The sequence below is a fragment of the Pseudomonas sp. WS 5071 genome (genome assembly GCF_012985765.1).
GTDB lineage: Bacteria > Pseudomonadota > Gammaproteobacteria > Pseudomonadales > Pseudomonadaceae > Aquipseudomonas > Aquipseudomonas lundensis_A.
Window position 1 is genome coordinate 41,200 of sequence record NZ_JAAQWY010000002.1, and the last position, 20,866, is coordinate 62,065.

The window sequence follows — 20,866 nt, forward strand, 5'->3', positions numbered from 1 at the left end:
AAAGACTGTGGAAGCACATTTGATGGAATGGCTGAATCTGAGCGTGCGCTGGATTCATATGATTACGGGCGTGGCCTGGATCGGTGCGTCGTTTTACTTTGTATGGCTGGAAAACAACCTTAACCGCAACAACCCCAAGGACGGCCTGTCCGGCGACTTATGGGCCATCCACGGCGGCGGTATCTATCACCTCGAAAAATACAAGCTGGCGCCACCCTCCATGCCGGAAAACCTGCACTGGTTTAAATGGGAAGCCTATTTCACCTGGATGTCAGGGATCGCCCTGCTTTGCCTGGTGTTTTACTTCAACCCGGCGTTGTACCTGATCGCCCCCGGCAGCACCCTGAGCGGGCCTGAAGCGGTGGCCATCGGTATCGGCTCGTTGATTGCCGGCTGGTTTGTTTACGACTTTCTGTGCGACTCCGCCCTCGGCAAACGCCCGGCGTTGCTCGGTTTCATCCTGTTCGTGCTGCTGGTAGCGGCGGCGTACGGCCTGAGCAAGGTGTTCAGTGGCCGTGGCGCGTACCTGCACGTGGGCGCCATCATCGGCACCATCATGGTGGGTAACGTGTTCCGCATCATCATGCCGGCCCAACGTGCACTGGTGGCCGCGATCAAGGAAGGCCGCACCCCCGATCCGGCCCTGCCGGCCAAAGGCTTGCTGCGTTCGCGTCATAACAACTACTTCACCTTGCCCGTGCTGTTCATCATGATCAGCAACCACTTCCCGAGCACCTATGGCAGCCAGTACAACTGGTTGATTCTGGCCGGTATCGCGGTGCTGGCCGTGTTGGTTCGTCACTACTTCAACACCCGCCACGACAGCCATAAATATGCCTGGACCTTGCCGGTCGCCGCATTGGGCATGATCTGCCTGGCGTATGTCACCGGCCCGAACACGGCGCCGACAGCCCCTGAAACCGCCAAGGTCATCAAGTACCAACCGATTCCGGAAACCGCTGTCAGCGGTGCCAAGCCCGACGCCACCCCGGCACCGGTCACTGCACCCGCTGCCCCGGCTACCCCGGTTGCCACAGTTGACTTCGAACAAGTGCATGCCGTGATTCAAGAGCGCTGCACCGTGTGTCACTCCTCCAAACCCACCAGCCCGCTGTTCAGCGCAGCGCCTGCCGGGGTGATGTTTGACACCGCGCAACAGATCAAGCTCATGGCACCGCGCATTCAGGCACAGGCTGTCGCCAGTCAAATCATGCCGCTGGGCAACATTACGCAAATGACCCAGCAAGAGCGTGAACTCATCGGTTCCTGGATTAACACAGGAGCCCAAACTAACTGATACACACACTTTGTGGCCGCTACCTAAGGCTGCGACCGCCCTTGACGGGTGCCCGATCCGATGCGTTTTGCAGTCTGTCGGGTCTGTCGCAGTCTTCGGTAGCGGCTACAAAACCACACCACTAGTTCACAACAATAAAAATGACCGAGGTGTTGCATGTCCGATCTAACCGAACCGCGCATACCCGCCGTGACCGCCCCGCCGCCCATCCAGCGGCTGCCGTTGTTACAGTTGATTCTGGTGGGTTTGCAGCACGTGTTGCTGATGTACGGTGGCGCTGTCGCCGTGCCCCTGATCATCGGACAAGCTGCGGGCCTGAGTCGTGAAGAAATTGCGTTTCTGATCAACGCCGACCTGTTGGTGGCGGGGATCGCAACCATTGTTCAATCGCTGGGCATCGGCCCCATGGGCATCCGAATGCCCGTGATGATGGGGGCCAGTTTTGCGGCCGTCGGCAGTATGGTGGCCATGGCGGGGATGCCGGGGATTGGCATGACCGGCATCTTCGGGGCCACCATTGCGGCGGGCTTCTTCGGCATGGTCATCGCGCCGTTCATGTCCAAAGTGGTGCGGTTCTTCCCGCCACTGGTGACAGGCACCGTGATCACATCGATTGGTTTGTCGCTGTTCCCGGTCGCCGTGAACTGGGCCGGTGGCGGCAGTGCTGCCGCGCAATTCGGTTCGCCGGTGTTTCTGTGCATCGCCGCGCTGGTACTGGGCACGATCTTGTTGATCAACCGTTTTATGCGCGGGTTCTGGGTCAATATCTCGGTGCTGATCGGCATGGCGCTGGGTTATGTATTGTCGGGTGCTATCGGCATGGTCGACCTGACCGGTATTGGCAACGCGCCGTGGTTCCAAGTGGTAACGCCCCTGCATTTCGGCATGCCCGAGTTTCATCTGGCACCCATTCTCTCCATGTGCCTGGTGGTGGTGATCATCTTCGTTGAGTCCACCGGGATGTTTTTGGCACTGGGCAAAATCACCGGTCAGGAAGTCACCCCGCGCATGTTGCGTCGCGGCTTGCTGTGTGACGCGGGCGCTTCGTTTATCGCCGGTTTCTTCAACACCTTCACCCACTCTTCCTTCGCCCAAAACATCGGCCTGGTGCAAATGACCGGGGTGCGCTGCCGATCGGTGACCATCATGGCCGGCGCGTTCCTGATTACCTTGAGCCTGCTGCCCAAAGCAGCCTTTCTGGTGGCGTCGATCCCCCCTGCTGTACTGGGTGGCGCGGCAATTGCCATGTTCGGCATGGTCGCCGCAACGGGTATCAAGATCCTTCAGGAAGCCGACATCGCTGACCGCCGCAACCAGTTGCTGGTGGCCGTGAGCATCGGCATGGGCCTGATCCCCGTGGTCCGTCCCGAGTTCTTCGCCCACTTGCCGTTGTGGATGGGTCCTATTACCCACAGCGGTATCGCCATGGCCGCCGTCAGCGCGGTCTGCCTCAACTTGCTGTTCAACGTGCTGGGCGGCGCCGAGCGCGCTGCCTTGAGTGGCCACGTGCACCAGCATTGATGTACCCACCTTCACCCTGAGCGTTTCTATGCCGCAGACGCTCAGGGTGAAGGGCTTGAGCTCTGCAAAAATAATAAAAAAGGAGTTACTCATGAAGTGCATACACTGGGGCGCTACGCTCGCGGGTGGGTTATTGGTTGCCGGTCAGGTCATGGCCGGGGATGTGTTCCTGTGGCAAACCAACAGCCTCACTTACCTCTACGGCAAGAACTTTGCGATTAACCCGTCCATCCAGCAAACCGTGACCTTTGAACACGCAGACAAATGGAAGTACGGCGATAACTTTCTGTTCGTCGACCGCATCTTTTACAACGGTAAACCCGACCGCAACAAAGGCCCGCACACCTATTACGGCGAGTTCAGCCCGCGCCTGTCATTCGGCAAGATCCTCGACCGCACGCTGGCGTTCGGCCCGATCAAGGACGTGTTGCTGGCCATGACCTATGAGTATGGCGAAGGCGACAGCGAGGCCTACCTGATCGGCCCCGGATTCGACCTGGCCGTGCCCGGCTTCAACTATTTCACCCTGAACTTCTATCGGCGCCACACCGAAGGCCCACGGCCGGGTACAGGCGTATGGCAGATCACGCCGTCGTTTTCCTACACCATCCCCGCCGGCCGCTCCAACGTGCTGATCGACGGGTACATGGACTGGGTGGTCGACAATGACCGCAATTCACGCGGCACCTACCACGCCAACCTGCATTTCAACCCGCAGGTGAAATACGACCTGGGCAAAGCGCTGAATATCGGGGAGAAGCAGCTGTATGTCGGGCTCGAATACAGCTACTGGAAGAACAAATACGGGATTGAGAACAGCAGCCGCCTGGACACCAACCAAAACACCGCCAGTGCCCTGATCAAGTTCCACTTCTAGCGCCTTTTCAGTGCACATTGCGTCACCGTCCGCCCAACGGTGGTGACGCAACGCTTGAGTACCGCAGGCAGAGCCAGTATTCTGCGCCGCGCTCACATAAGGGCGCTGTTTCGAAGCTGACTTTAAAGCCAACTTTATTCAGTAAGATCAAGTAGTTACGCAACTTAGGACTCAACTGCCCATAGCAGCCGAGGGATTTTCCTTGGCCAATTGTCAGGCGTGGCCCAAGACTTGCTCAGGCTAATAAAGTTGACCGAAGAGCCAACTTTTAAACACGGAACCAAAGTGCCAACACCGAGCACTGCGTTCCATTCACTGCGGAACACTTATTTTTTGGAGCAACCGAATGAAGCGCACACTGACCGGCCTGATGCTCGCGGGGAGCTTGCTGGGCGGGGCCCCGGCCGTTGCCGGCGACCTGTTGCAATGGCAGACCAACAGCCTGACTTACTTGTGGGGCAAGAACTTTCAGGTCAATCCGTCGATTCAACAAACCCTGACGTTCGAACACGCAGACAGCTGGAAGTACGGCGATAACTTCTTTTTCCTCGACCGTATCTTTTATAACGGCAAGGAAGACGGCAACGTCGGCCCGAACACCTATTACGGCGAGTTCACGCCACGCTTGTCCTTCGGCAAAATCTTCGACCAGAAGTTTGAGTTCGGCCCGATCAAAGATGTTTTGCTGGCCATGACGTATGAGTACGGCGAAGGCGACACCGAGGCTTACCTGATCGGCCCGGGCTTCGACCTCAATGTGCCGGGCTTCGACTATTTCCAGCTGAACTTCTACCAACGCTTCCCCGAAGGCAATCGGCCCGGCAAGGGCGTATGGCAGATCACCCCGGTATGGTCCTACACCCTGCCGCTGGGCAATTCCGATGTGGTGATCGACGGCTACATGGACTGGGTGGTCGACAACGACCAGAATTCGCGCGGCACCTACCACGCCAACCTGCACTTCAACCCGCAGGTCAAATACGACCTGGGCAAAGCGTTGAACTGGGGCGCCAAACAGCTGTACGTCGGTATCGAGTACGACTACTGGAAGAACAAGTACGGCATCGAAGACAGCGGTTCATTCAAAACCAACCAAGACACTGCCAGCCTGTTGGTCAAGTACCACTTCTAATACACGGGCCTCAGCCTGCCCTCACGGCTGAGGCGCCCGCAATACCCCGCGCAACATCAAGTCAAGACTGTCCAGCGCCGAGGTCAGGCGCTGCGGCGGTTGCTGATCGGCCGCGATCCAGAACGATGCATCCATCAACCCACCCTGAATCAAACGCGCCAGCGCTTCAGGGTCAGTGTGTTGAATCACGTGGGTGTCCATCAGGTCGCGCAACATCGCCGCCAGCGATGCGCTGCACGCCGACTGGCTACTCTGCAAGTATTCCGAGCCCAGCACCGAGGGTGCATCGCGCAACATGATGCGTTGCACCTCGATTTGCGTGGCCATTTCCAGAAACACCCGGCAGCGCCCCCTGAAGCCTTCCCACGGACTGGCCGCCTGCTCATACGTTGTTGCCAATTGCGCGTCCAGTTCAGCGTCGATCTGCTGCACAACCGCCTGCAACAGCCCCTTTTTGTCACCAAAGTGGTGATAAAGCGCACCGCGGGTCAACCCTGCCGAGGCCGTCAGTTCATCCATCGATGTTTGCGCGTACCCCACTGCGCCGAAGGCCTGGCGTGCCGCCTCCAGTAACTTGTTGCGGGTTTCTTCTATCATTTGTGAACGCGCTTTGGGCGCCATGTCGGCCTCCTGCATTTTTAGATACGCCGCGTATGTTAATTGACATACGTCACGTATGCGTATATTTCTGCATACGCCGCGTATGTCAGATGTCTACAGTGCCGCTGCATCAAGCAGCGGGCAGGAACACGCGGCTCACTTTTGTTTCGGAGCGTGTATGGCTAACCCTTATCGCGAGATTTTCCGCGCCCCCGGCAGCTTGGCCTTTTGCGCCGCGGGCCTGATCGCACGCATGCCGATTTCCATGACCGGGATCGGCATCATCACGTTGCTGGCGCAACTGCGCGGATCGTATTGGCTGGCGGGTGCCGTGGCCGCGACGTTTGCCCTGGCGATGGCATTGATCGCCCCGCAGATTTCCCGCTGGGTTGACCGCTATGGTCAACGCCGCGTGTTGCCTGGCGTCACGGCGGTGGGCGTCAGTTCGCTGCTGGCCCTGCTGCTGTGCAGCCACTTGGGTACGCCCGACTGGACGCTGTTCGTGTTTGCCGCGTTGGCAGGCTTCATCCCCAGCATGCCGGCCATGGTGCGGGCGCGCTGGACCGAGCTGTACCGGGGTTCGCCCAAACTGCACACGGCGTTTTCACTGGAGTCGGTGCTCGACGAGGTCAGTTTCATCATTGGCCCGCCGATTTCCGTTGGCCTGAGCGTCGCAGTCTTCCCTCAGGCCGGGCCATTGGCCGCTGCCCTGCTACTGGCCATCGGCGTGACCACGTTTGTGTTGCAACGCAGCACCGAACCGCCGGTTCACCCACGCAGCACTGAACAGCGTGGCACCGTGCTGCGTCAGGGCGCCGTGGTGATTTTGCTGATGGTACTGCTGGGCATGGGCACCATTGTCGGAACGGTGGACGTGGTCAGTGTCGCCTTCGCCCAACAACAGGGTCAGCCCGCCGCTGCGAGTATCGTGCTCTCGGTCTATGCCTTGGGTTCCTGCGTGGTAGGGCTGGTTTTCGGCACACTGAAACTGAAGATGCCGCTGCCCAGACAGTTCCTGATCGGCGCCCTGGCCACCGCGATCACCGTGCTGCCGCTGATGTGGGTGAATAGCATCGCCACGCTGGCCGCTGCCATGTTTGTCGCCGGGCTGTTTTTCGCCCCGACGCTTATCACGGCCATGGGGCTGGTGGAAAACATCGTACCTGCCGCCAAGCTCACCGAGGGCCTGACGTGGATGATTACCGGGCTCGGCATCGGTGTTGCGCTGGGGGCCGTACTCGGCGGCTGGGTGATTGACGCTTACGGGGCGCAAGCCGGGTTCGCAGTGTCGTTGGGGGCGGGATGCGGGGTGCTGGTGTTCGCCGTGTTGGGCTATCGCCTGCTCAGCAACAGCACCGTGCCGCAGGGTGCCCGTCTGGCCTGATACACACCGATGCGCCTGCGCGCTGCCAGGCGCATCGATTCAACAAAGACAATGCGTTTACTGTGGCTATTATGTTTACCCCCAAACGGCCGATAAACAGGGTGCTGTATTTTTTTATCAGACGCTCTGTCTCAAGCCTCGGGAGTACAAACGGATGTTCAACCGCCGATGGCGCCAACGCTGCGCCAACCTTGAAACGCAACTCAATGCGTTAGAGCAGGATAAACAGGCCCTTGAACAGGAGGTTCAAGCCCTGCGTGCACAGGTGATTCAAGACCACGACCAGCAGCAAGTGCTGGAACACTACGAACGCTACCAACAAGACTTGCACAGCAAGCTGGAGCGTTTTGACGAATCCTTGCAAAAAACCCGCGATGGCGTGGTAGCCCAGGCCGAAAGCCTGCAAGGCGAAGTCGTTCATTTGCGCGACAACAGCAACGTGTTTGCGCAAACCTCGGCCCTGCTGGCCGGCTTTTCCAGTTCGCTGGGGCATATGGCCGATCAGGGTGTCAGCAGCGTCGAAAGCGTCGGCGTGCTGCGCCAGCGAGTCGGGGAAATCAGCCGCATTGTCGAGCTGATCAAGGCCGTTTCCGACCAGACCAACCTGCTGGCCCTCAATGCCGCCATTGAAGCCGCGCGCGCCGGAGAACAGGGCCGTGGTTTTGCCGTGGTCGCTGACGAAGTGCGCGCCCTGGCCCAACGCACCAACGGCGCAACCCAGGAAATCAGCCAGTTGGTGTCGAGCATCAACCAGGAGACCGAAGCCGCGAGCAACGCCATTGGCGTGCTGTCGGATGAAGCCTCGCGGTTGTCAGGCGATGTGTCGCGCTCGGCCGAAACCCTCGACGAGATGATGACCCTGGGCGAACACATGGGCCAGTTGATTGAAGGCATCGCCCTGCGCTCGTTCTGCGAGTCGGTGAAGCTCGATCACTTGCTGTTCAAATTGATGGTCTACCAGCGCCTGTTCAAACAGGACGAGAACCTGCACCTGTCGACCCACACCACATGCCGCCTCGGCAAATGGTACCTGGCGCCTGAAACCCAGGCGCGCTATGGCGACAACCGCGACTTCCAGCAACTCAACGAGCCGCACCGGATTGTGCATGAAACCGCGCACAACGCCCTGCACGCGGCTCAGGAGAAAAACTGGAGCCAGGTGCTGCTGGAGATCAACGACATGGAAAGCGCCAGCCTGAACGTCAGCGCCCTGCTCGACAACCTCAGCCACTGATCCTCAGCCCTTGATGGCGCGCCATACTGCACTGGCCGCCGTCACACCCGCCAACACCACCGCGCCGGCCAGGATGCCGGCCACGGCGTTAAGCAGGGTTGGCACGATAACCGACAGCGGCCCTACAAACGGCGCACTGCTCAGGGCCACGCTTTCAACCCAGTGATGCAACAGCGGCACCCCGTGCACCAGTATCCCGCCACCGACCATGAACATCGCGGCCGTGCCAATCACCGTCAGCGCTTTCATCATGTACGGTGCGGCATTCAACACCCCTTGGCCGAAACTGCGCTGAAAACGCGGCCAACTGCCCTCCCCGGTCTTTTGGGTCAGGTACAAACCGCCGTCATCCATCTTCACGATACCGGCCACGACGCCATACACCCCGACCGTCATCACAATGGCAATCCCGGACAACACCACCACTTGTTGCATCAACGGCGCGTCCGCCACGGTGCCCAGGGTGATTGCGATAATTTCCGCCGAGAGGATGAAGTCGGTGCGTATCGCGCCTTTGATTTTGTCTTTCTCGAACGCCGCCAAGTCGATATCGGGGTTGGCCACGGCGTCAGACAAGGCCGCACGTGCTTGATGATCGGCGTCCTTGCTGTGCAAGAACTTGTGCGCCAGTTTTTCAAAGCCTTCAAAGCACAAATAGGCGCCGCCGACCATCAACAACGGCGTCACGGCCCACGGCGCAAACGCGCTGATCGCCAGCGCAGCGGGCACCAGAATCAGCTTGTTGCGAAACGAGCCCTTGGCGACTGCCCACACCACCGGCAATTCCCGTTCAGCCCGCACGCCGGAGACTTGCTGCGCGTTCAATGCCAGGTCATCGCCCAGCACCCCGGCGGTCTTTTTGGCGGCCATTTTTGTCATCAGCGCAACGTCATCGAGTACGGCGGCGATGTCGTCGAGCAACATCAGCAAACTGCTGCCTGCCATGGGTGTCAGTCCCTTGTGAATTGAATGACGTCAAGCATAACGCGTGGCACCCCTCAAGCGGCAATCTTGAGCCGCTTGCAAGCCCGGTGCTACCATGCCCGACCGCCCCAGCAGGCAAGGAAATACGGGTTTATGAGCAGCATCCGCGAACGTAATAAAGAGCTGATTTTGCGCGCCGCCAGCGAAGAATTCGCTGACAAGGGTTTCGCCGCCAGCAAAACCAGCGACATCGCGGCCAAGGCAGGCGTGCCCAAGCCCAATGTGTATTACTACTTCAAATCCAAAGAAAACCTCTACCGCGAGGTCCTCGAAAGCATCATCGACCCTATTCTGCGGGCCTCGACCCCGTTCAATGCCGACGGTGAACCGAACGAAGTCCTGAGCAATTACATCCGCTCGAAGATCATGATCTCGCGCGACCTGCCGTTTGCCTCCAAGGTGTTCGCCAGCGAAATCATGCACGGCGCTCCGCACCTGAGTGAAAAACAGGTCGAGTTGCTCAATGCCCAGGCCAAACACAACATCGAATGCATCCAGATCTGGATCGACCGGGGCCAGATCGCCCCCATCGACCCGCACCACCTGATGTTCAGCATATGGGCCGCCACCCAGACTTACGCTGACTTCGACTGGCAGATTTCCGCCATCACCGGCAAAGCCAAACTCGACGACGGCGACTACGAGGCGGCGACCCGGACCATCATTCGCTTGGTGCTCAAAGGCTGTACGCCCGACTAATACCGCTCAGTCCTTAATGGCTGGCGCAGGCTGCGCCAGCCATTACACAACGCCGGTCAGACCACCACCCCTGCATCTGCCCGCAAGCCTTGCGCCTCGATGGCGCTGATCGCGCATTGCTCATCAATGTCCGATGTATCGCCGCTGATCCCCATCGCGCCAATTACCTGCCCGTGCTCGTCGCGTATCAACACGCCACCCGGCGCGGGCACAACATCACTTTTGCCCATGCCATTGAGTGCCGCAAAAAACGCTGGCCGCTGCTGCGCATCCAGCGCCAACAGGCGCGAACCTTTGCCCAGGGCGATTGCGCCCCAAGCTTTGCCAATGGCAATACTGGGGCGAAGCAGGCTCGCGCCGTCTTCACGTTGCAACGCCACCAGATGTCCACCGCCATCAAGCACCGCCACCGCCAGCGGCGCAGCCGCGATCTGACGCCCGGCCGCAAGGGCCTGGGTGGCTAGGTTTAACGCCAGTTTCAAAGTTAACGCACTCATGGTTGCCGTCCTTCGTCTTGTTATTGGAAAGCCTTTAGGGCGTCTTGGAAGACGTCTCGACAACACCAATAGAACACAATAAATATTCATCTTGTATACAATTATTTGGCGGCTTTCCCCTTAAAAATCTCTAAACCTGCCTAATACAAGGGTGTCGGTCTATCAACAATTGATTGAACAAAAGCCATTGACCTGCACCGGGGCGGATGAATACACTCAGCCCACAGCCACTTGTATACAATTACAAAACGTAAGAGGCACAAAGCAATGAGCAAAATGAGAGCAATCGAAGCCGCCGTTCTGGTGATGCGTCGCGAAGGTGTCGATACCGCATTCGGTATCCCGGGCGCCGCCATCAATCCGCTGTACTCGGCCCTGCAAAAGGTCGGCGGCATCGATCACGTACTTGCTCGCCACGTGGAAGGCGCCTCGCACATGGCCGAGGGTTACACCCGTACCAAGGCCGGCAATATCGGCGTGTGCATCGGCACGTCAGGCCCTGCGGGCACTGACATGGTCACCGGTCTATACAGCGCCTCGGCCGATTCGATCCCGATTTTGTGCATCACCGGTCAGGCCCCCCGCGCCCGTATGCACAAAGAAGATTTCCAGGCGGTCGACATCACCAGCATCGTCAAACCCGTGACCAAGTGGGCAACCACCGTGCTGGAACCGGGCCAAGTGCCATATGCCTTCCAGAAAGCCTTTTACGAAATGCGCTCCGGGCGCCCCGGCCCGGTGCTGATCGACCTGCCATTTGATGTGCAAATGGCCGAGATCGAGTTCGACATCGACGCCTACGAACCGCTGCCACTGGCCAAGCCGAGCGCTACCCGCGTGCAGGTCGAAAAGGCGTTGGCCATGCTCGATCAGGCCGAGCGCCCGCTGTTGGTCAGCGGCGGCGGCGTCATCAATGCCGACGCCAGCGCACTGCTGGTGGAGTTCGCTGAGCTGACCGGCATTCCGGTCATTCCGACCCTGATGGGCTGGGGCTCGATTGCTGACGATCACCCGCTGATGGTGGGCATGGTCGGCTTGCAAACCTCGCACCGCTACGGCAACGCGACCCTGCTCAAATCCGACGTGGTGCTGGGCATCGGTAACCGTTGGGCCAACCGCCACACCGGTTCGGTCGAGGTCTACACCGAAGGCCGCCGCTTCATTCACGTGGACATCGAGCCGACGCAAATCGGGCGCGTCTTTACCCCGGATCTGGGCATTGTTTCCGACGCCGGTTTAGCCCTCAACGTGTTCCTTGAAGTAGCCCGCGAGTGGAAAGCCGCCGGCAAACTGAAAAACCGCAGCGCATGGCTGCAAGACTGCCAGCAACGCAAAGCCACCCTGCACCGCAAGACCCACTTCGACAACGTGCCGGTCAAGCCGCAGCGCGTGTATGAAGAGATGAACCAGGTATTTGGCAAAGACACTTGCTACGTCAGCACCATCGGTTTGTCGCAGATTGCCGGTGCGCAATTCCTGCACGTCTACAAGCCGCGCCACTGGATCAACTGCGGTCAGGCTGGCCCGCTCGGCTGGACCATTCCGGCTGCGCTGGGCGTGGTCAAGGCTGACCCGAACCGCAACGTCGTGGCGCTCTCCGGCGACTATGACTTCCAGTTCATGATCGAAGAGCTGGCCGTGGGCGCGCAGTTCAACCTGCCTTACATCCACGTAGTCGTGAACAACTCGTACCTGGGCTTGATCCGTCAGGCACAGCGCGGCTTTGAAATGGATTACTGCGTGCAGCTGTCGTTCGACAACCTCAATGCACCGGAACTGAACGGTTATGGCGTTGACCATGTGGCCGTGGCCGAAGGTTTGGGCTGCAAGGCGCTGCGTGTGTTCGAGCCGGGCCAGATCCAGCCGGCGCTGCGCCAGGCGCAAGAAATGATCAAAGAGTTCCGCGTACCGGTGGTGGTTGAGATTATTCTCGAACGCGTGACCAACATTTCCATGGGCACCGAAATCAACGCCGTGAACGAGTTCGAAGACCTGGCACTGGTGGGCAACGACGCCCCGACCGCTATTTCGATGCTCGATTAACGTTAAGCCTTGCCCCTCTCCCACGGGGAGAGGGGACACCAAAATTGCAGGAGTCCGCCATGCCGCGTTTTGCCGCCAACCTGTCCATGCTGTTCACCGAACAGGATTTTCTTGTCCGTTTTCAAGCGGCTGCCAACGCTGGTTTCCACGGCGTTGAATACCTGTTTCCGTACGACTACAGCTCTGCCGAAATCAAGGCCCAACTGGATGCCAACAAACTGACCCAGGTGCTGTTCAACCTGCCCGCGGGCGACTGGGCCAAAGGCGAGCGCGGGATTGCCTGCCTGCCGGACCGTGTCGAAGAATTTCGCGCCGGGGTCGATCTGGCCATCGCCTACGCCCAAGTACTGGGTAACGACCAAATCAACTGCCTGGCAGGCATTCGCCCACAGGGCATAGACGAGGCACTGATTGAAAAAACCTTCGTCAGCAACCTCAAATACGCCGCCGAAAAACTGCACGCGGTGGGCATCAAACTGGTGATGGAAGCCATCAACACCCGCGACATCCCCGGCTTCTACCTCAACAACACGCGTCAGGCGCTGGCCATTCAGGAGAAGGTCGGCAGCGCCAACCTGTTCCTGCAATACGACATCTACCACATGCAAATCATGGAAGGTGATTTGGCGCGCACCCTGCAAACGCACCTGCCGCAGATCAACCACATCCAATTGGCCGATAACCCGGGCCGCCACGAACCGGGCACCGGCGAAATCAACTACCGCTTCCTGTTCGAACACCTTGACCGCATCGGCTATCAAGGCTGGGTTGGCTGCGAATACAAGCCGTTAACCAGCACCGAAGCCGGGCTGGGCTGGCTCAAGACGCATAACGCGGTGTAAGGCTTTCGGTATCACGGGCTGCTGCACACCCCTTGCCAGCCCACAGCAGCGACTACGGCTGTTTATCCAATAAAAACAAGAGGATTTGTCATGGCTAAAATCGGATTTATCGGCACCGGCATCATGGGTTCGCCCATGGCCAGCAACCTGCAAAAGGCTGGCCACAGCCTGTTCCTGTCGACCCACCACGGCGCGGCCCCCGCCGACCTGGTGGCTGCAGGCGCCATCGCCCTGGCCAGCCCGAAAGAAGTGGCCCAGGAAGCCGAATTCATCATCGTCATGGTGCCGGACACCCCACAGGTGGAAGACGTACTGTTCCGCGAAGACGGGATCGCGGCAGGCCTGAGCCCGAATAAAGTGGTGATCGACATGAGTTCGATCTCGCCGACCGCGACCAAAGCGTTCGCTGAAAAAATCACTGCCAAAGGCGCGTACTACCTGGACGCACCCGTCTCTGGCGGTGAAGTCGGGGCCAAAGCGGGCACCCTGAGCATCATGGTCGGCGGTCAGGAGCAGATCTTCCAGCGCGCCCTGCCCCTGCTGCAAAACATGGGCAAAAACATCACCCTGGTGGGTGGCAATGGCGACGGCCAGACCGCCAAAGTGGCCAACCAGATCATCGTGGCCCTGAACATTCAGGCCGTCGCTGAAGCGCTGGTGTTTGCCGCCAAAAATGGTGCAGACCCGGCCAAGGTCCGTGAGGCACTGATGGGCGGCTTTGCGTCTTCCAAAATCCTCGAAGTACACGGCGAACGCATGATCAAAGGCACCTTCGATCCTGGCTTCCGCATCAGCCTGCACCAGAAGGACCTGAACCTGGCCCTGGCAGGCGCCCGCGAGCTGGGGATCAACTTGCCCAACACGGCCAACGCACAGCAAGTGTTCAGCACCTGCGCTGCCATCGGTGGCAGCAACTGGGATCACTCGGCGCTGATCAAAGGCCTGGAACACATGGCCAACTTCTCGATCCGCGAGCAGTAACGCCACCCCTGTAGCCGCCGCCCGCCCCCTGCGGCGGCTGCACACCTCTTTCCCCTCTGAAGTGTGTCATCACCATGCACGCCCCTTCATTCAGCCAGCCGTGTCCGGATTGGGCGACGGCCCTGTGCAACGGCTTCAGCCAGATTTTCCTGCAACGCCACCCGCTCTGCGGCGTGCTCTGTTTGCTGGCCATTGTGGTCGGCGCGCCTGCGCTGTTGGGTGGCGCGCTGCTGGGCGGGATCAGCGGTCTGTTGACCGCACAACGGCGCGGTTACCCCAAACCCGAGCGGCAGGCCGGGCTCTACAGTTACAACGGCGTGTTGCTGGGGTTGCTCCTGAGCCATCAACTGCCGTGGTCGCCCATGCTGCCCTTGCTAATCATTGCCAGTGCCGGACTGAGCGCCATGCTGGTCCATCAATGGCTCAAACGGGCGCCTGACGGTAATCGCCTCATGGCGTATACGGCGCCTTTCGTCGGTCTTGGGTGGCTGCTGCTCAGCGTCAATCCAGCGCCCGTAACGGCGACCCTCCCCGTAGCAGAACTGAGCGGGCTCACGCTCACGCAAGGGCTGTTGACTGGCATCGGCCAAGTCATGCTGTTGCAATCCCCCATCGCTGGCCTGTTGGTAGTGACCGGGCTGTGGCTGAGCAGCCGCCGCGCTGCCCTGTGGGCGCTGGCAGGCGCTTTCGCGGGGATGGGGTTGCATCTGCTACAGCACGACCCGGCCCCTGCATTAAGCGGACTGGCGGGCTATAACCCGGCGCTGGCAGCGTTGGCGTTGAGCCAGCACACGCGTCAGCCCTGGCGACCGTTGGCTGGCATCCTGCTTGCCGTACTGCTCACGCCCGGTTTTGCCGCGCTCGGGCTGCCTGCGCTGACCGCGCCATTTATTCTCAGTTGCTGGCTGGTACACGCCAGCGTGCGCCTTTTAAAACCGGCAAATGAGCAATCACGGTTGCGCATTGAGCGCTAATCCCCGAATCTTCTTACCTTTGAGATTCGAGCTTCGTACATGAATAACAACGACTGGCGCCAGCGGCTCTACGTGATGGTTTTTCAAGCCGACACCCCCGCCGGACGCCGTTTCGACACCACATTACTGCTGATTATTTTGTGCAGCCTGGTGGTGGTGATCCTTGACAGTATCGACAGCATCCACCGCGATTACGCCAACCTCCTGGCCTACATCGAGTGGGGTTTCACGTTTGTCTTTGCCGTGGAATACGGCCTGCGTCTGTATTGCTCACCCAAACCCCTGCGCTACGCGTTCAGCTTTTACGGGCTGGTGGATTTGCTGGCCATCGTGCCGGGAATTCTGGCGATCTATTACAGCGATGCGCAGTATCTGTTGATTATTCGCATCATCCGCATGCTGCGAATCTTTCGGGTACTCAAGCTGGTGCCCTACTTGAGTCAGGCCAATTACCTACTCTCGGCCCTGCGCGGCAGCAAGCAGAAAATCATCGTGTTTCTGGTCAGCGTTTCCACGCTGGTCACAGTATTCGGCACCCTGATGTACGTGGTGGAGGGGCCTGAAAACGGTTTTACCAGCATCCCGGTCAGCATCTATTGGGCCATCGTCACCCTGACCACGGTGGGCTTCGGCGATATCGTGCCGAAGACCCCGTTCGGGCAAATTATCTCGGCCATGGTGATGATCACCGGTTACTCGATCATCGCTGTGCCCACCGGGATTTTCACCGCCGAATTGGCCAACGCCATGCGCGGCGAACAGCTCAAACACAACTGCCCCACCTGCAAAAAAGAACGCCATGAACAATCGGCGTCTTTTTGTTCGCGCTGCGGAAATGCACTTTTTACCAAAAATGCATAAGCACTGATTTTTTTAATCTTTTAAGCACTAAACGTCAGCGGCTATAGTTGCTGGCAATTTGCACCGACAACAAGGAATGAGCAGTGAAAAACCTTTTTAGCGCCTCTGTGCTCGCCGCCAGCCTGGCGTTTATGGGCATCGCCCAAGCCGCTCCCAAGCCGCTGCTGAACGTGTCATACGACGTCATGCGCGATTTCTACAAAGACTACAACCCGGCGTTCCAAAAACACTGGGAGGCGCAACACGACGGGAAGCAATTGGTGCAAATGTCGTTCGGCGGCTCCAGCAAACAAGCACGCTCGGTGATCGACGGGCTGCCCGCTGACGTCATCACCATGAACATGGCCACCGACATCAATGCCCTGGCCGATAACGGCAAACTGGTGCCTGAGAATTGGGTCACCCGCTTGCCGAACAACAGTGCACCGTTCACCTCGGCCACCGTGTTTATTGTGCGCAAAGGTAACCCCAAAGCCCTGAAAGACTGGCCGGACCTGGTCAAGGATGGCGTGCAAGTGATCGTGCCGAACCCGAAAACCTCGGGCAATGGCCGTTACACCTTCCTGTCCGCCTGGGGCTATGTCCTGAAAAACGGCGGGGATGAAGCAAAAGCCAGAGCCTTCCTCGGCAAGATGTTCAAACAAGTGCCCGTTCTGGACACCGGCGGCCGTGCAGCGACAACCACCTTCATGACCAACCAGATCGGCGACGTGCTGGTGACCTTTGAAAACGAAGCGGAAATGATCGCCCGTGAATTTGGCCGCGACCAGTTCGAAGTGATTTACCCCAGCGTTTCGGCCGAAGCTGAACCGCCAGTGACTGTGGTCGACAAAGTGGTCGACAAAAAAGGCACGCGTGAGGTGGCTGAAGCCTATTTGAAGTATTTGTGGTCGCCTGAAGGTCAGGAAATCGCAGCTAAAAACTACCTGCGCCCACGTAACCCGGAGATTCTGGCCAAGTACAGCGATCGCTTCCCGAAAGTCGACTTTCTCTCTGTGGAGAAAACCTTCGGCGACTGGCGCGAGGTGCAAAAAACCTACTTCAATGACGGCGGCGTGTTCGATCAGGTCTACTCGCCCAATTAACCCCTGCGACACGGCCGCAACGGCTGTCAGGTGACGCGAGGCTTCGACATTGATCGACACCTCGCGCCTCATCAGCGACAACAGCACCTGCACCTTGAGCTGTACATAAATACAGTAAAAACAGTTGCCCCGATTTCAATCTCTGCCATGCTGTGCACCTTCTGCGCAGCATGAACGAGTGAAACGATGCGGCTGTTTTTGTGTGAAAAACCTTCCCAGGCCAAAGATATTGCGGCCGTGCTCGGCGCCAGCCGTCGCGGTGACGGCTGCTGGGTGGGCCCCAATGCCACCGTCACCTGGTGCATCGGTCATTTACTCGAAACCGCTCCGCCCGACGCCTACGACGAGCGCTACAAACGCTGGGTGCTGGCCGACCTGCCCATCGTGCCGCAGCAGTGGAAGATGCGCGTCAAACCCAAAACCGCCAGCCAGTTCAAAGCCGTCAAGCGCCTGCTGGGCGAAGCCCGGGAGCTGGTAATCGCCACCGACGCCGACCGTGAAGGCGAAATGATCGCCCGCGAGCTGATCGAACACTGCCGCTATCGCGGGCCGATCCAGCGTCTGTGGCTGTCGGCACTGGACGACGCCTCGATCCGCAAGGCACTGGCCGCGCTCAAGCCCGGCGCCGAGACCTTCAACCTGTATCACGCGGCCTTGGGGCGCTCCCGGGCCGATTGGCTGATCGGCATGAACATGAGCCGCCTGTTTACCCTGCTCGGGCGTCAGTCGGGCTACCAGGGTGTGCTCCCTGTTGGCCGCGTACAAACCCCGACCTTGCGCCTGGTGGTGGACCGCGACCGCAGCATCAACGACTTCATCCCCGTCGCCTACTGGGCCATTGATGTGCAACTCAACCATGACGGGCACCTGTTTATCGCGCAATGGCGCCCCGCCCCTGACACCTGCGACGATCAGGACCGCTGCCTGAATCAGGCCCACGCGCAGCAAGCCGCCATGGCAATGCAAAACGCCAGCACCGCACGGGTGATCTCACTGCGCACCGAGCGCATGCGTGAAGTCGCGCCGCTGCCGTTCGACCTCGGCACGTTGCAAGAAGTATGTTCCAAGAAATTGGGGCTGGGCGCGCAAGAAACCCTCGACATCGCCCAGTCACTGTATGAAACCTACAAAGTCATCACCTACCCGCGCAGCGACTGCGGCTACCTGCCACAAAGCCAGCACGCGGAAGCCGCTTCAATCCTCGGGGCGTTGCAGCAGGCCGATCCAGCCTTGCAGCCGCTGGCAGGTTTTCTGGACCCGCAACGCCGTTCTCGGGCATGGAACGACGCCAAGGTCAGCGCTCACCACGGCATCATCCCCACGGCCGCCGCAAAAAACCTCGAACGCCTGAGCGGTAAGCAGCGGGCCGTCTACACATTGATTCGCGCGCGCTATCTGGCGCAATTCCTGCCCAACCATGAGTACGATCGCACTCAGGCGGATTTCGACTGCGCGGGGCATGCGCTGCGAGCGGTGGGCAAGCAAATTGTCGAACCGGGCTGGAAGCGCGCCCTGCCTGAAGCCCTCGCCCCTGCCAAGGGCCGCGAAGCCCCGGCACCTCAGCCGTTGCCGCGCCTGAACGAGGGCCTCGATTGCGCTGTGGCGAACGTGCTGCTCAAAGACCTGTGGACCCAGCCGCCCAAGCCGTTCACCGAAGGCGACTTGATCAAGGCCATGAAAAACGTCGCCAAGTGGGTCCAGGACCCGCTGCTCAAGCAAAAACTCAAGGACACCACCGGCATCGGCACCGAAGCCACCCGCGCCGGGATCATTCAGGGCTTGCTGGACCGCGGGTATCTGAACAAAAACGGCAAGGCGTTGGCGGCCACGCCAGCGGCCTTCAGCCTGATCGACGCCGTGCCACGCGCCATCGCAGACCCCGGCACCACGGCGATCTGGGAACAAGCGCTAGACATGGTGCAAAGCGGCGAAATGAGCCTCGACATCTTCGTCGCCAAACAGGCGGCATGGATGAGCAAACACATCGAACGTTGCAGCGGCCTGCAAATGAACCTGCGCGGCCCGGCCAGCCCGGCGGGGGGCGCCCCCCCGTGGAAGAAAAAACGCAAGGCAGCCGCAGGCAAACCCAAGGCCAAACGTGCCGTTAAGGCCACAGGCGCCTGATCGGGCACCTGTGCTGCAAGCCTTGTGCTTAAAGCGCCAGGCGGCCCGAGATGCACGTCACGGCAGCGCCGCCCACCCAAATATCTGCACCGACGCGCTCAATAGCGACACGGCCCGCCCGGGCCATCGCGGTGCCCTGGCTCACCACATAACGCTCCGGCGCCAGCCCTTCGGCCATCAGCCACTGCGCCAGACCGGCGTTCAGGCTGCCGGTGACCGGGTCTTCCTGCATACCGTCCCCGGCGATAAAGGCACGCACTTCAAAATGAGCGTCATCGCCGTCCTTCTCGCTGTCCCACGGCGCAATCACCCCCAAAGCCAGCCCCAACAGTTGCGGGTAGTCCGGCTCCAAAGCCAGCACCTGCGCGCGGTCGCGCAGCATGATGGCCACCCATTCCGGCCCGTTGTCGACCCAATTCGCGCGTACCACCGCCTGCGGTTCAATCCGCAAACCCGAGCAGATGCGCTGCATCAGAGCCTCATCCACCGGCCCGCTGCGCAACAAGGGCGGCGCCTTGAAGGCCAGTTGTCCAGCCTCGCGCCGAATGCCGATCAGGCCGGCGCTGCATTCCTGGACAATTTCTTGTGCCTTGGGCTGCCCCCCGGCTTCAAGCCAGGCATGGCAACTGCCCAACGTCGGGTGCCCGGCAAAGGGTAATTCGCGCAGGGTGGTGAAGATGCGCAAGCGATAATCGGCCAATGGGTTGCGCGGTTTGAGTACGAAGGTGGTTTCACTGAGGTTGGTCCAGCGGGCAAAGTCCGCCATCTGCGCATCACTCAGGCCGTCGGCGTTTAACACCACGGCCACGGGGTTGCCCTTGAGCGCACTGCTGCTGAACACATCCACTTGCTTGAATTCGAATTGATTCACACGCAACTCCTGTCAAATACGCACCCCCATGGCAGTGCCCGCACGGGTGCTGGGTCGGGTAGCCCGCAACATAGAATCTCGCGCCCCACGTGACAAGGTATTATCCCCGCCAGTTTTCACTCTGGAGTTCAGCATGACCGCACGTACCTTTCTCATCACCGGCGCCAGTAAAGGAATCGGACGCGCGCTGGCGATTTATCTGTCAGAAGCAGGCCACACCGTCGTCGGCATTGCGCGCCATGCCGACGACCCTTCCTTCCCCGGCACGCTGGTGGCGCTGGACTTGGCGGACCGTGCGCGCAGTGCGCAGGTCCTGGCCGAACTGAGCGAACGCTTTGCATTTGACGGGCTGGTTAACAACGTCGGGCTGGTGCGCCCGCAGGCGTTGGGCGAGATTGATCTGGAAGCCTTCGACGACGTCATGCGGGTCAACCTGCATTCGGCTTTACAAGCCACTCAAGCCCTGCTGCCAGGCATGCGCACCCGGGGTTGGGGACGTATCGTGAACATTTCCAGCTTGACCGTGCTGGGCATCACGCAGCGCACGGCCTATGCGGCAGCCAAGGCCGCGCTGGTCAGTTTCACCCGCTCGTGGTCGCTGGAACTGGCGCAAACCGGGATCACCGTCAACGCCGTAGCACCCGGCCCGACCGAAACCGAGCTGTTCCGCGCCAACAACCCGCCGGGGTCCGAAGGCGAAGCCCGTTATCTGGCAGGCGTACCCATGGCGCGCCTGGGCCAACCCCACGAGATTGCCTCTGCGATTGCGTTTTTGCTGTCTGAAAACAGCGGCTATATCACGGGCCAAACCCTGTTCGTTGACGGCGGTGCATCGGTGGGCAAAGCCGCGTTTTAACGAC

Annotated in this window: 19 protein-coding genes and 1 pseudogene; 16 read left to right on the forward strand and 4 right to left on the reverse strand. The window is 59.8% G+C overall.

Annotated features, from left to right (window positions below; translation table 11 throughout):
* Window positions 1-7: 7 nt before the first annotated feature.
* From HBN61_RS01355 to HBN61_RS01370, 4 genes are all read left to right on the forward strand, one after another.
* Window positions 8-1,297, forward strand: a complete 1,290-nt coding sequence (locus HBN61_RS01355) for a urate hydroxylase PuuD (RefSeq protein ID WP_094994622.1) — start codon at window positions 8-10, stop codon at window positions 1,295-1,297.
* A gap of 156 nt (window positions 1,298-1,453) precedes the next feature.
* Complete coding sequence (locus HBN61_RS01360) at window positions 1,454-2,818, forward strand: nucleobase:cation symporter-2 family protein (protein WP_094994621.1); 1,365 nt, start codon at window positions 1,454-1,456, stop codon at window positions 2,816-2,818.
* Between the two features lie 91 nt (window positions 2,819-2,909).
* Window positions 2,910-3,695, forward strand: coding sequence for an outer membrane protein OmpK (locus tag HBN61_RS01365; protein WP_170046017.1), 786 nt, complete (start codon window positions 2,910-2,912; stop codon window positions 3,693-3,695).
* Between the two features lie 346 nt (window positions 3,696-4,041).
* Entirely contained in the window at window positions 4,042-4,827 is a 786-nt protein-coding gene (locus HBN61_RS01370; RefSeq protein WP_094994619.1) for an outer membrane protein OmpK, read from the forward strand.
* 21 nt (window positions 4,828-4,848) lie between these two features.
* Here the strand turns inward: HBN61_RS01370 and HBN61_RS01375 are convergent, their stop codons facing one another.
* A complete protein-coding gene (locus HBN61_RS01375; RefSeq protein WP_094994618.1) occupies window positions 4,849-5,448 on the reverse strand; it encodes a TetR/AcrR family transcriptional regulator in 600 nt (199 codons plus the stop codon).
* 157 nt (window positions 5,449-5,605) lie between these two features.
* Here HBN61_RS01375 and HBN61_RS01380 point away from each other — a divergent pair, with 157 nt between their 5' ends.
* The 3 genes and pseudogenes from HBN61_RS01380 (at window position 5,606) to HBN61_RS22880 (ending at window position 8,045) form a co-directional block, all read left to right on the forward strand.
* The gene (locus HBN61_RS01380) at window positions 5,606-6,811 is read left to right on the forward strand and encodes an MFS transporter (protein ID WP_169963480.1); all 1,206 of its coding nucleotides are present in this window, start codon (window positions 5,606-5,608) and stop codon (window positions 6,809-6,811) included.
* A 562-nt stretch (window positions 6,812-7,373) separates the two neighbouring features.
* Window positions 7,374-7,652 (forward strand): annotated as a pseudogene (locus HBN61_RS22875) (methyl-accepting chemotaxis protein); the annotation flags it as partial.
* A 30-nt stretch (window positions 7,653-7,682) separates the two neighbouring features.
* Complete coding sequence (locus HBN61_RS22880; protein WP_262373485.1) at window positions 7,683-8,045, forward strand: CZB domain-containing protein; 363 nt, start codon at window positions 7,683-7,685, stop codon at window positions 8,043-8,045.
* A 3-nt stretch (window positions 8,046-8,048) separates the two neighbouring features.
* Here HBN61_RS22880 and HBN61_RS01390 read toward each other — a convergent pair whose 3' ends face one another.
* Entirely contained in the window at window positions 8,049-8,990 is a 942-nt protein-coding gene (locus HBN61_RS01390; RefSeq protein ID WP_170046019.1) for a DUF808 domain-containing protein, read from the reverse strand.
* A 132-nt stretch (window positions 8,991-9,122) separates the two neighbouring features.
* Here HBN61_RS01390 and HBN61_RS01395 point away from each other — a divergent pair, with 132 nt between their 5' ends.
* The gene (locus HBN61_RS01395) at window positions 9,123-9,728 is read left to right on the forward strand and encodes a TetR/AcrR family transcriptional regulator (RefSeq protein WP_094992238.1); all 606 of its coding nucleotides are present in this window, start codon (window positions 9,123-9,125) and stop codon (window positions 9,726-9,728) included.
* Window positions 9,729-9,784: 56 nt separating this feature from the next.
* Here the strand turns inward: HBN61_RS01395 and HBN61_RS01400 are convergent, their stop codons facing one another.
* Entirely contained in the window at window positions 9,785-10,225 is a 441-nt protein-coding gene (locus tag HBN61_RS01400; protein ID WP_094992239.1) for a GlcG/HbpS family heme-binding protein, read from the reverse strand.
* 267 nt (window positions 10,226-10,492) lie between these two features.
* Between HBN61_RS01400 and gcl the strand changes: the two genes are divergently transcribed.
* From gcl to HBN61_RS01435, 7 genes are all read left to right on the forward strand, one after another.
* Window positions 10,493-12,268, forward strand: coding sequence for a glyoxylate carboligase (gene gcl, locus HBN61_RS01405; RefSeq protein ID WP_169963484.1), 1,776 nt, complete (start codon window positions 10,493-10,495; stop codon window positions 12,266-12,268).
* 59 nt (window positions 12,269-12,327) lie between these two features.
* Window positions 12,328-13,110 carry a hydroxypyruvate isomerase gene (hyi, locus tag HBN61_RS01410; RefSeq protein WP_094992241.1) on the forward strand — a complete coding sequence of 261 codons (783 nt, stop codon included), beginning with the start codon at window positions 12,328-12,330 and terminating at the stop codon, window positions 13,108-13,110.
* A gap of 90 nt (window positions 13,111-13,200) precedes the next feature.
* Window positions 13,201-14,091, forward strand: coding sequence for a 2-hydroxy-3-oxopropionate reductase (locus HBN61_RS01415; RefSeq protein ID WP_094992242.1), 891 nt, complete (start codon window positions 13,201-13,203; stop codon window positions 14,089-14,091).
* Between the two features lie 74 nt (window positions 14,092-14,165).
* The gene (locus tag HBN61_RS01420) at window positions 14,166-15,065 is read left to right on the forward strand and encodes an urea transporter (RefSeq protein ID WP_170046020.1); all 900 of its coding nucleotides are present in this window, start codon (window positions 14,166-14,168) and stop codon (window positions 15,063-15,065) included.
* A 39-nt stretch (window positions 15,066-15,104) separates the two neighbouring features.
* Window positions 15,105-15,926, forward strand: a complete 822-nt coding sequence (locus HBN61_RS01425; protein WP_094992244.1) for an ion transporter — start codon at window positions 15,105-15,107, stop codon at window positions 15,924-15,926.
* A gap of 83 nt (window positions 15,927-16,009) precedes the next feature.
* Window positions 16,010-17,011 carry a sulfate ABC transporter substrate-binding protein gene (locus HBN61_RS01430; RefSeq protein WP_094992245.1) on the forward strand — a complete coding sequence of 334 codons (1,002 nt, stop codon included), beginning with the start codon at window positions 16,010-16,012 and terminating at the stop codon, window positions 17,009-17,011.
* Window positions 17,012-17,197: 186 nt separating this feature from the next.
* On the forward strand, window positions 17,198-19,135 hold the full coding sequence (locus HBN61_RS01435) for a DNA topoisomerase III (protein WP_170046021.1): 1,938 nt from the start codon (window positions 17,198-17,200) through the stop codon (window positions 19,133-19,135).
* A 28-nt stretch (window positions 19,136-19,163) separates the two neighbouring features.
* Here the strand turns inward: HBN61_RS01435 and HBN61_RS01440 are convergent, their stop codons facing one another.
* Window positions 19,164-20,006: a PhzF family protein gene (locus tag HBN61_RS01440; protein ID WP_094992247.1), complete on the reverse strand. Its 843-nt coding sequence runs from the start codon at window positions 20,004-20,006 to the stop codon at window positions 19,164-19,166.
* A 133-nt stretch (window positions 20,007-20,139) separates the two neighbouring features.
* Here HBN61_RS01440 and HBN61_RS01445 point away from each other — a divergent pair, with 133 nt between their 5' ends.
* Window positions 20,140-20,862, forward strand: a complete 723-nt coding sequence (locus tag HBN61_RS01445; RefSeq protein WP_169963489.1) for an SDR family oxidoreductase — start codon at window positions 20,140-20,142, stop codon at window positions 20,860-20,862.
* The last annotated feature ends 4 nt before the right edge of the window (window positions 20,863-20,866 follow it).

What these genes read in the sequence shown, in the direction of transcription:
- HBN61_RS01360 (WP_094994621.1), top strand. Translation starts at nt 1,454, where the DNA reads ATGTCCGATCTAACCGAACCGCGCATACCCGCCGTGACCGCCCCGCCG.
- HBN61_RS01365 (WP_170046017.1), top strand. Translation starts at nt 2,910, where the DNA reads ATGAAGTGCATACACTGGGGCGCTACGCTCGCGGGTGGGTTATTGGTT.
- HBN61_RS01370 (WP_094994619.1), top strand. Translation starts at nt 4,042, where the DNA reads ATGAAGCGCACACTGACCGGCCTGATGCTCGCGGGGAGCTTGCTGGGC.
- HBN61_RS01375 (WP_094994618.1), bottom strand. Translation starts at nt 5,448, where the DNA reads ATGGCGCCCAAAGCGCGTTCACAAATGATAGAAGAAACCCGCAACAAG.
- HBN61_RS01380 (WP_169963480.1), top strand. Translation starts at nt 5,606, where the DNA reads ATGGCTAACCCTTATCGCGAGATTTTCCGCGCCCCCGGCAGCTTGGCC.
- HBN61_RS22880 (WP_262373485.1), top strand. Translation starts at nt 7,683, where the DNA reads ATGGGCCAGTTGATTGAAGGCATCGCCCTGCGCTCGTTCTGCGAGTCG.
- HBN61_RS01390 (WP_170046019.1), bottom strand. Translation starts at nt 8,990, where the DNA reads ATGGCAGGCAGCAGTTTGCTGATGTTGCTCGACGACATCGCCGCCGTA.
- HBN61_RS01395 (WP_094992238.1), top strand. Translation starts at nt 9,123, where the DNA reads ATGAGCAGCATCCGCGAACGTAATAAAGAGCTGATTTTGCGCGCCGCC.
- HBN61_RS01400 (WP_094992239.1), bottom strand. Translation starts at nt 10,225, where the DNA reads ATGAGTGCGTTAACTTTGAAACTGGCGTTAAACCTAGCCACCCAGGCC.
- gcl (WP_169963484.1), top strand. Translation starts at nt 10,493, where the DNA reads ATGAGCAAAATGAGAGCAATCGAAGCCGCCGTTCTGGTGATGCGTCGC.
- hyi (WP_094992241.1), top strand. Translation starts at nt 12,328, where the DNA reads ATGCCGCGTTTTGCCGCCAACCTGTCCATGCTGTTCACCGAACAGGAT.
- HBN61_RS01415 (WP_094992242.1), top strand. Translation starts at nt 13,201, where the DNA reads ATGGCTAAAATCGGATTTATCGGCACCGGCATCATGGGTTCGCCCATG.
- HBN61_RS01420 (WP_170046020.1), top strand. Translation starts at nt 14,166, where the DNA reads ATGCACGCCCCTTCATTCAGCCAGCCGTGTCCGGATTGGGCGACGGCC.
- HBN61_RS01425 (WP_094992244.1), top strand. Translation starts at nt 15,105, where the DNA reads ATGAATAACAACGACTGGCGCCAGCGGCTCTACGTGATGGTTTTTCAA.
- HBN61_RS01435 (WP_170046021.1), top strand. Translation starts at nt 17,198, where the DNA reads ATGCGGCTGTTTTTGTGTGAAAAACCTTCCCAGGCCAAAGATATTGCG.
- HBN61_RS01445 (WP_169963489.1), top strand. Translation starts at nt 20,140, where the DNA reads ATGACCGCACGTACCTTTCTCATCACCGGCGCCAGTAAAGGAATCGGA.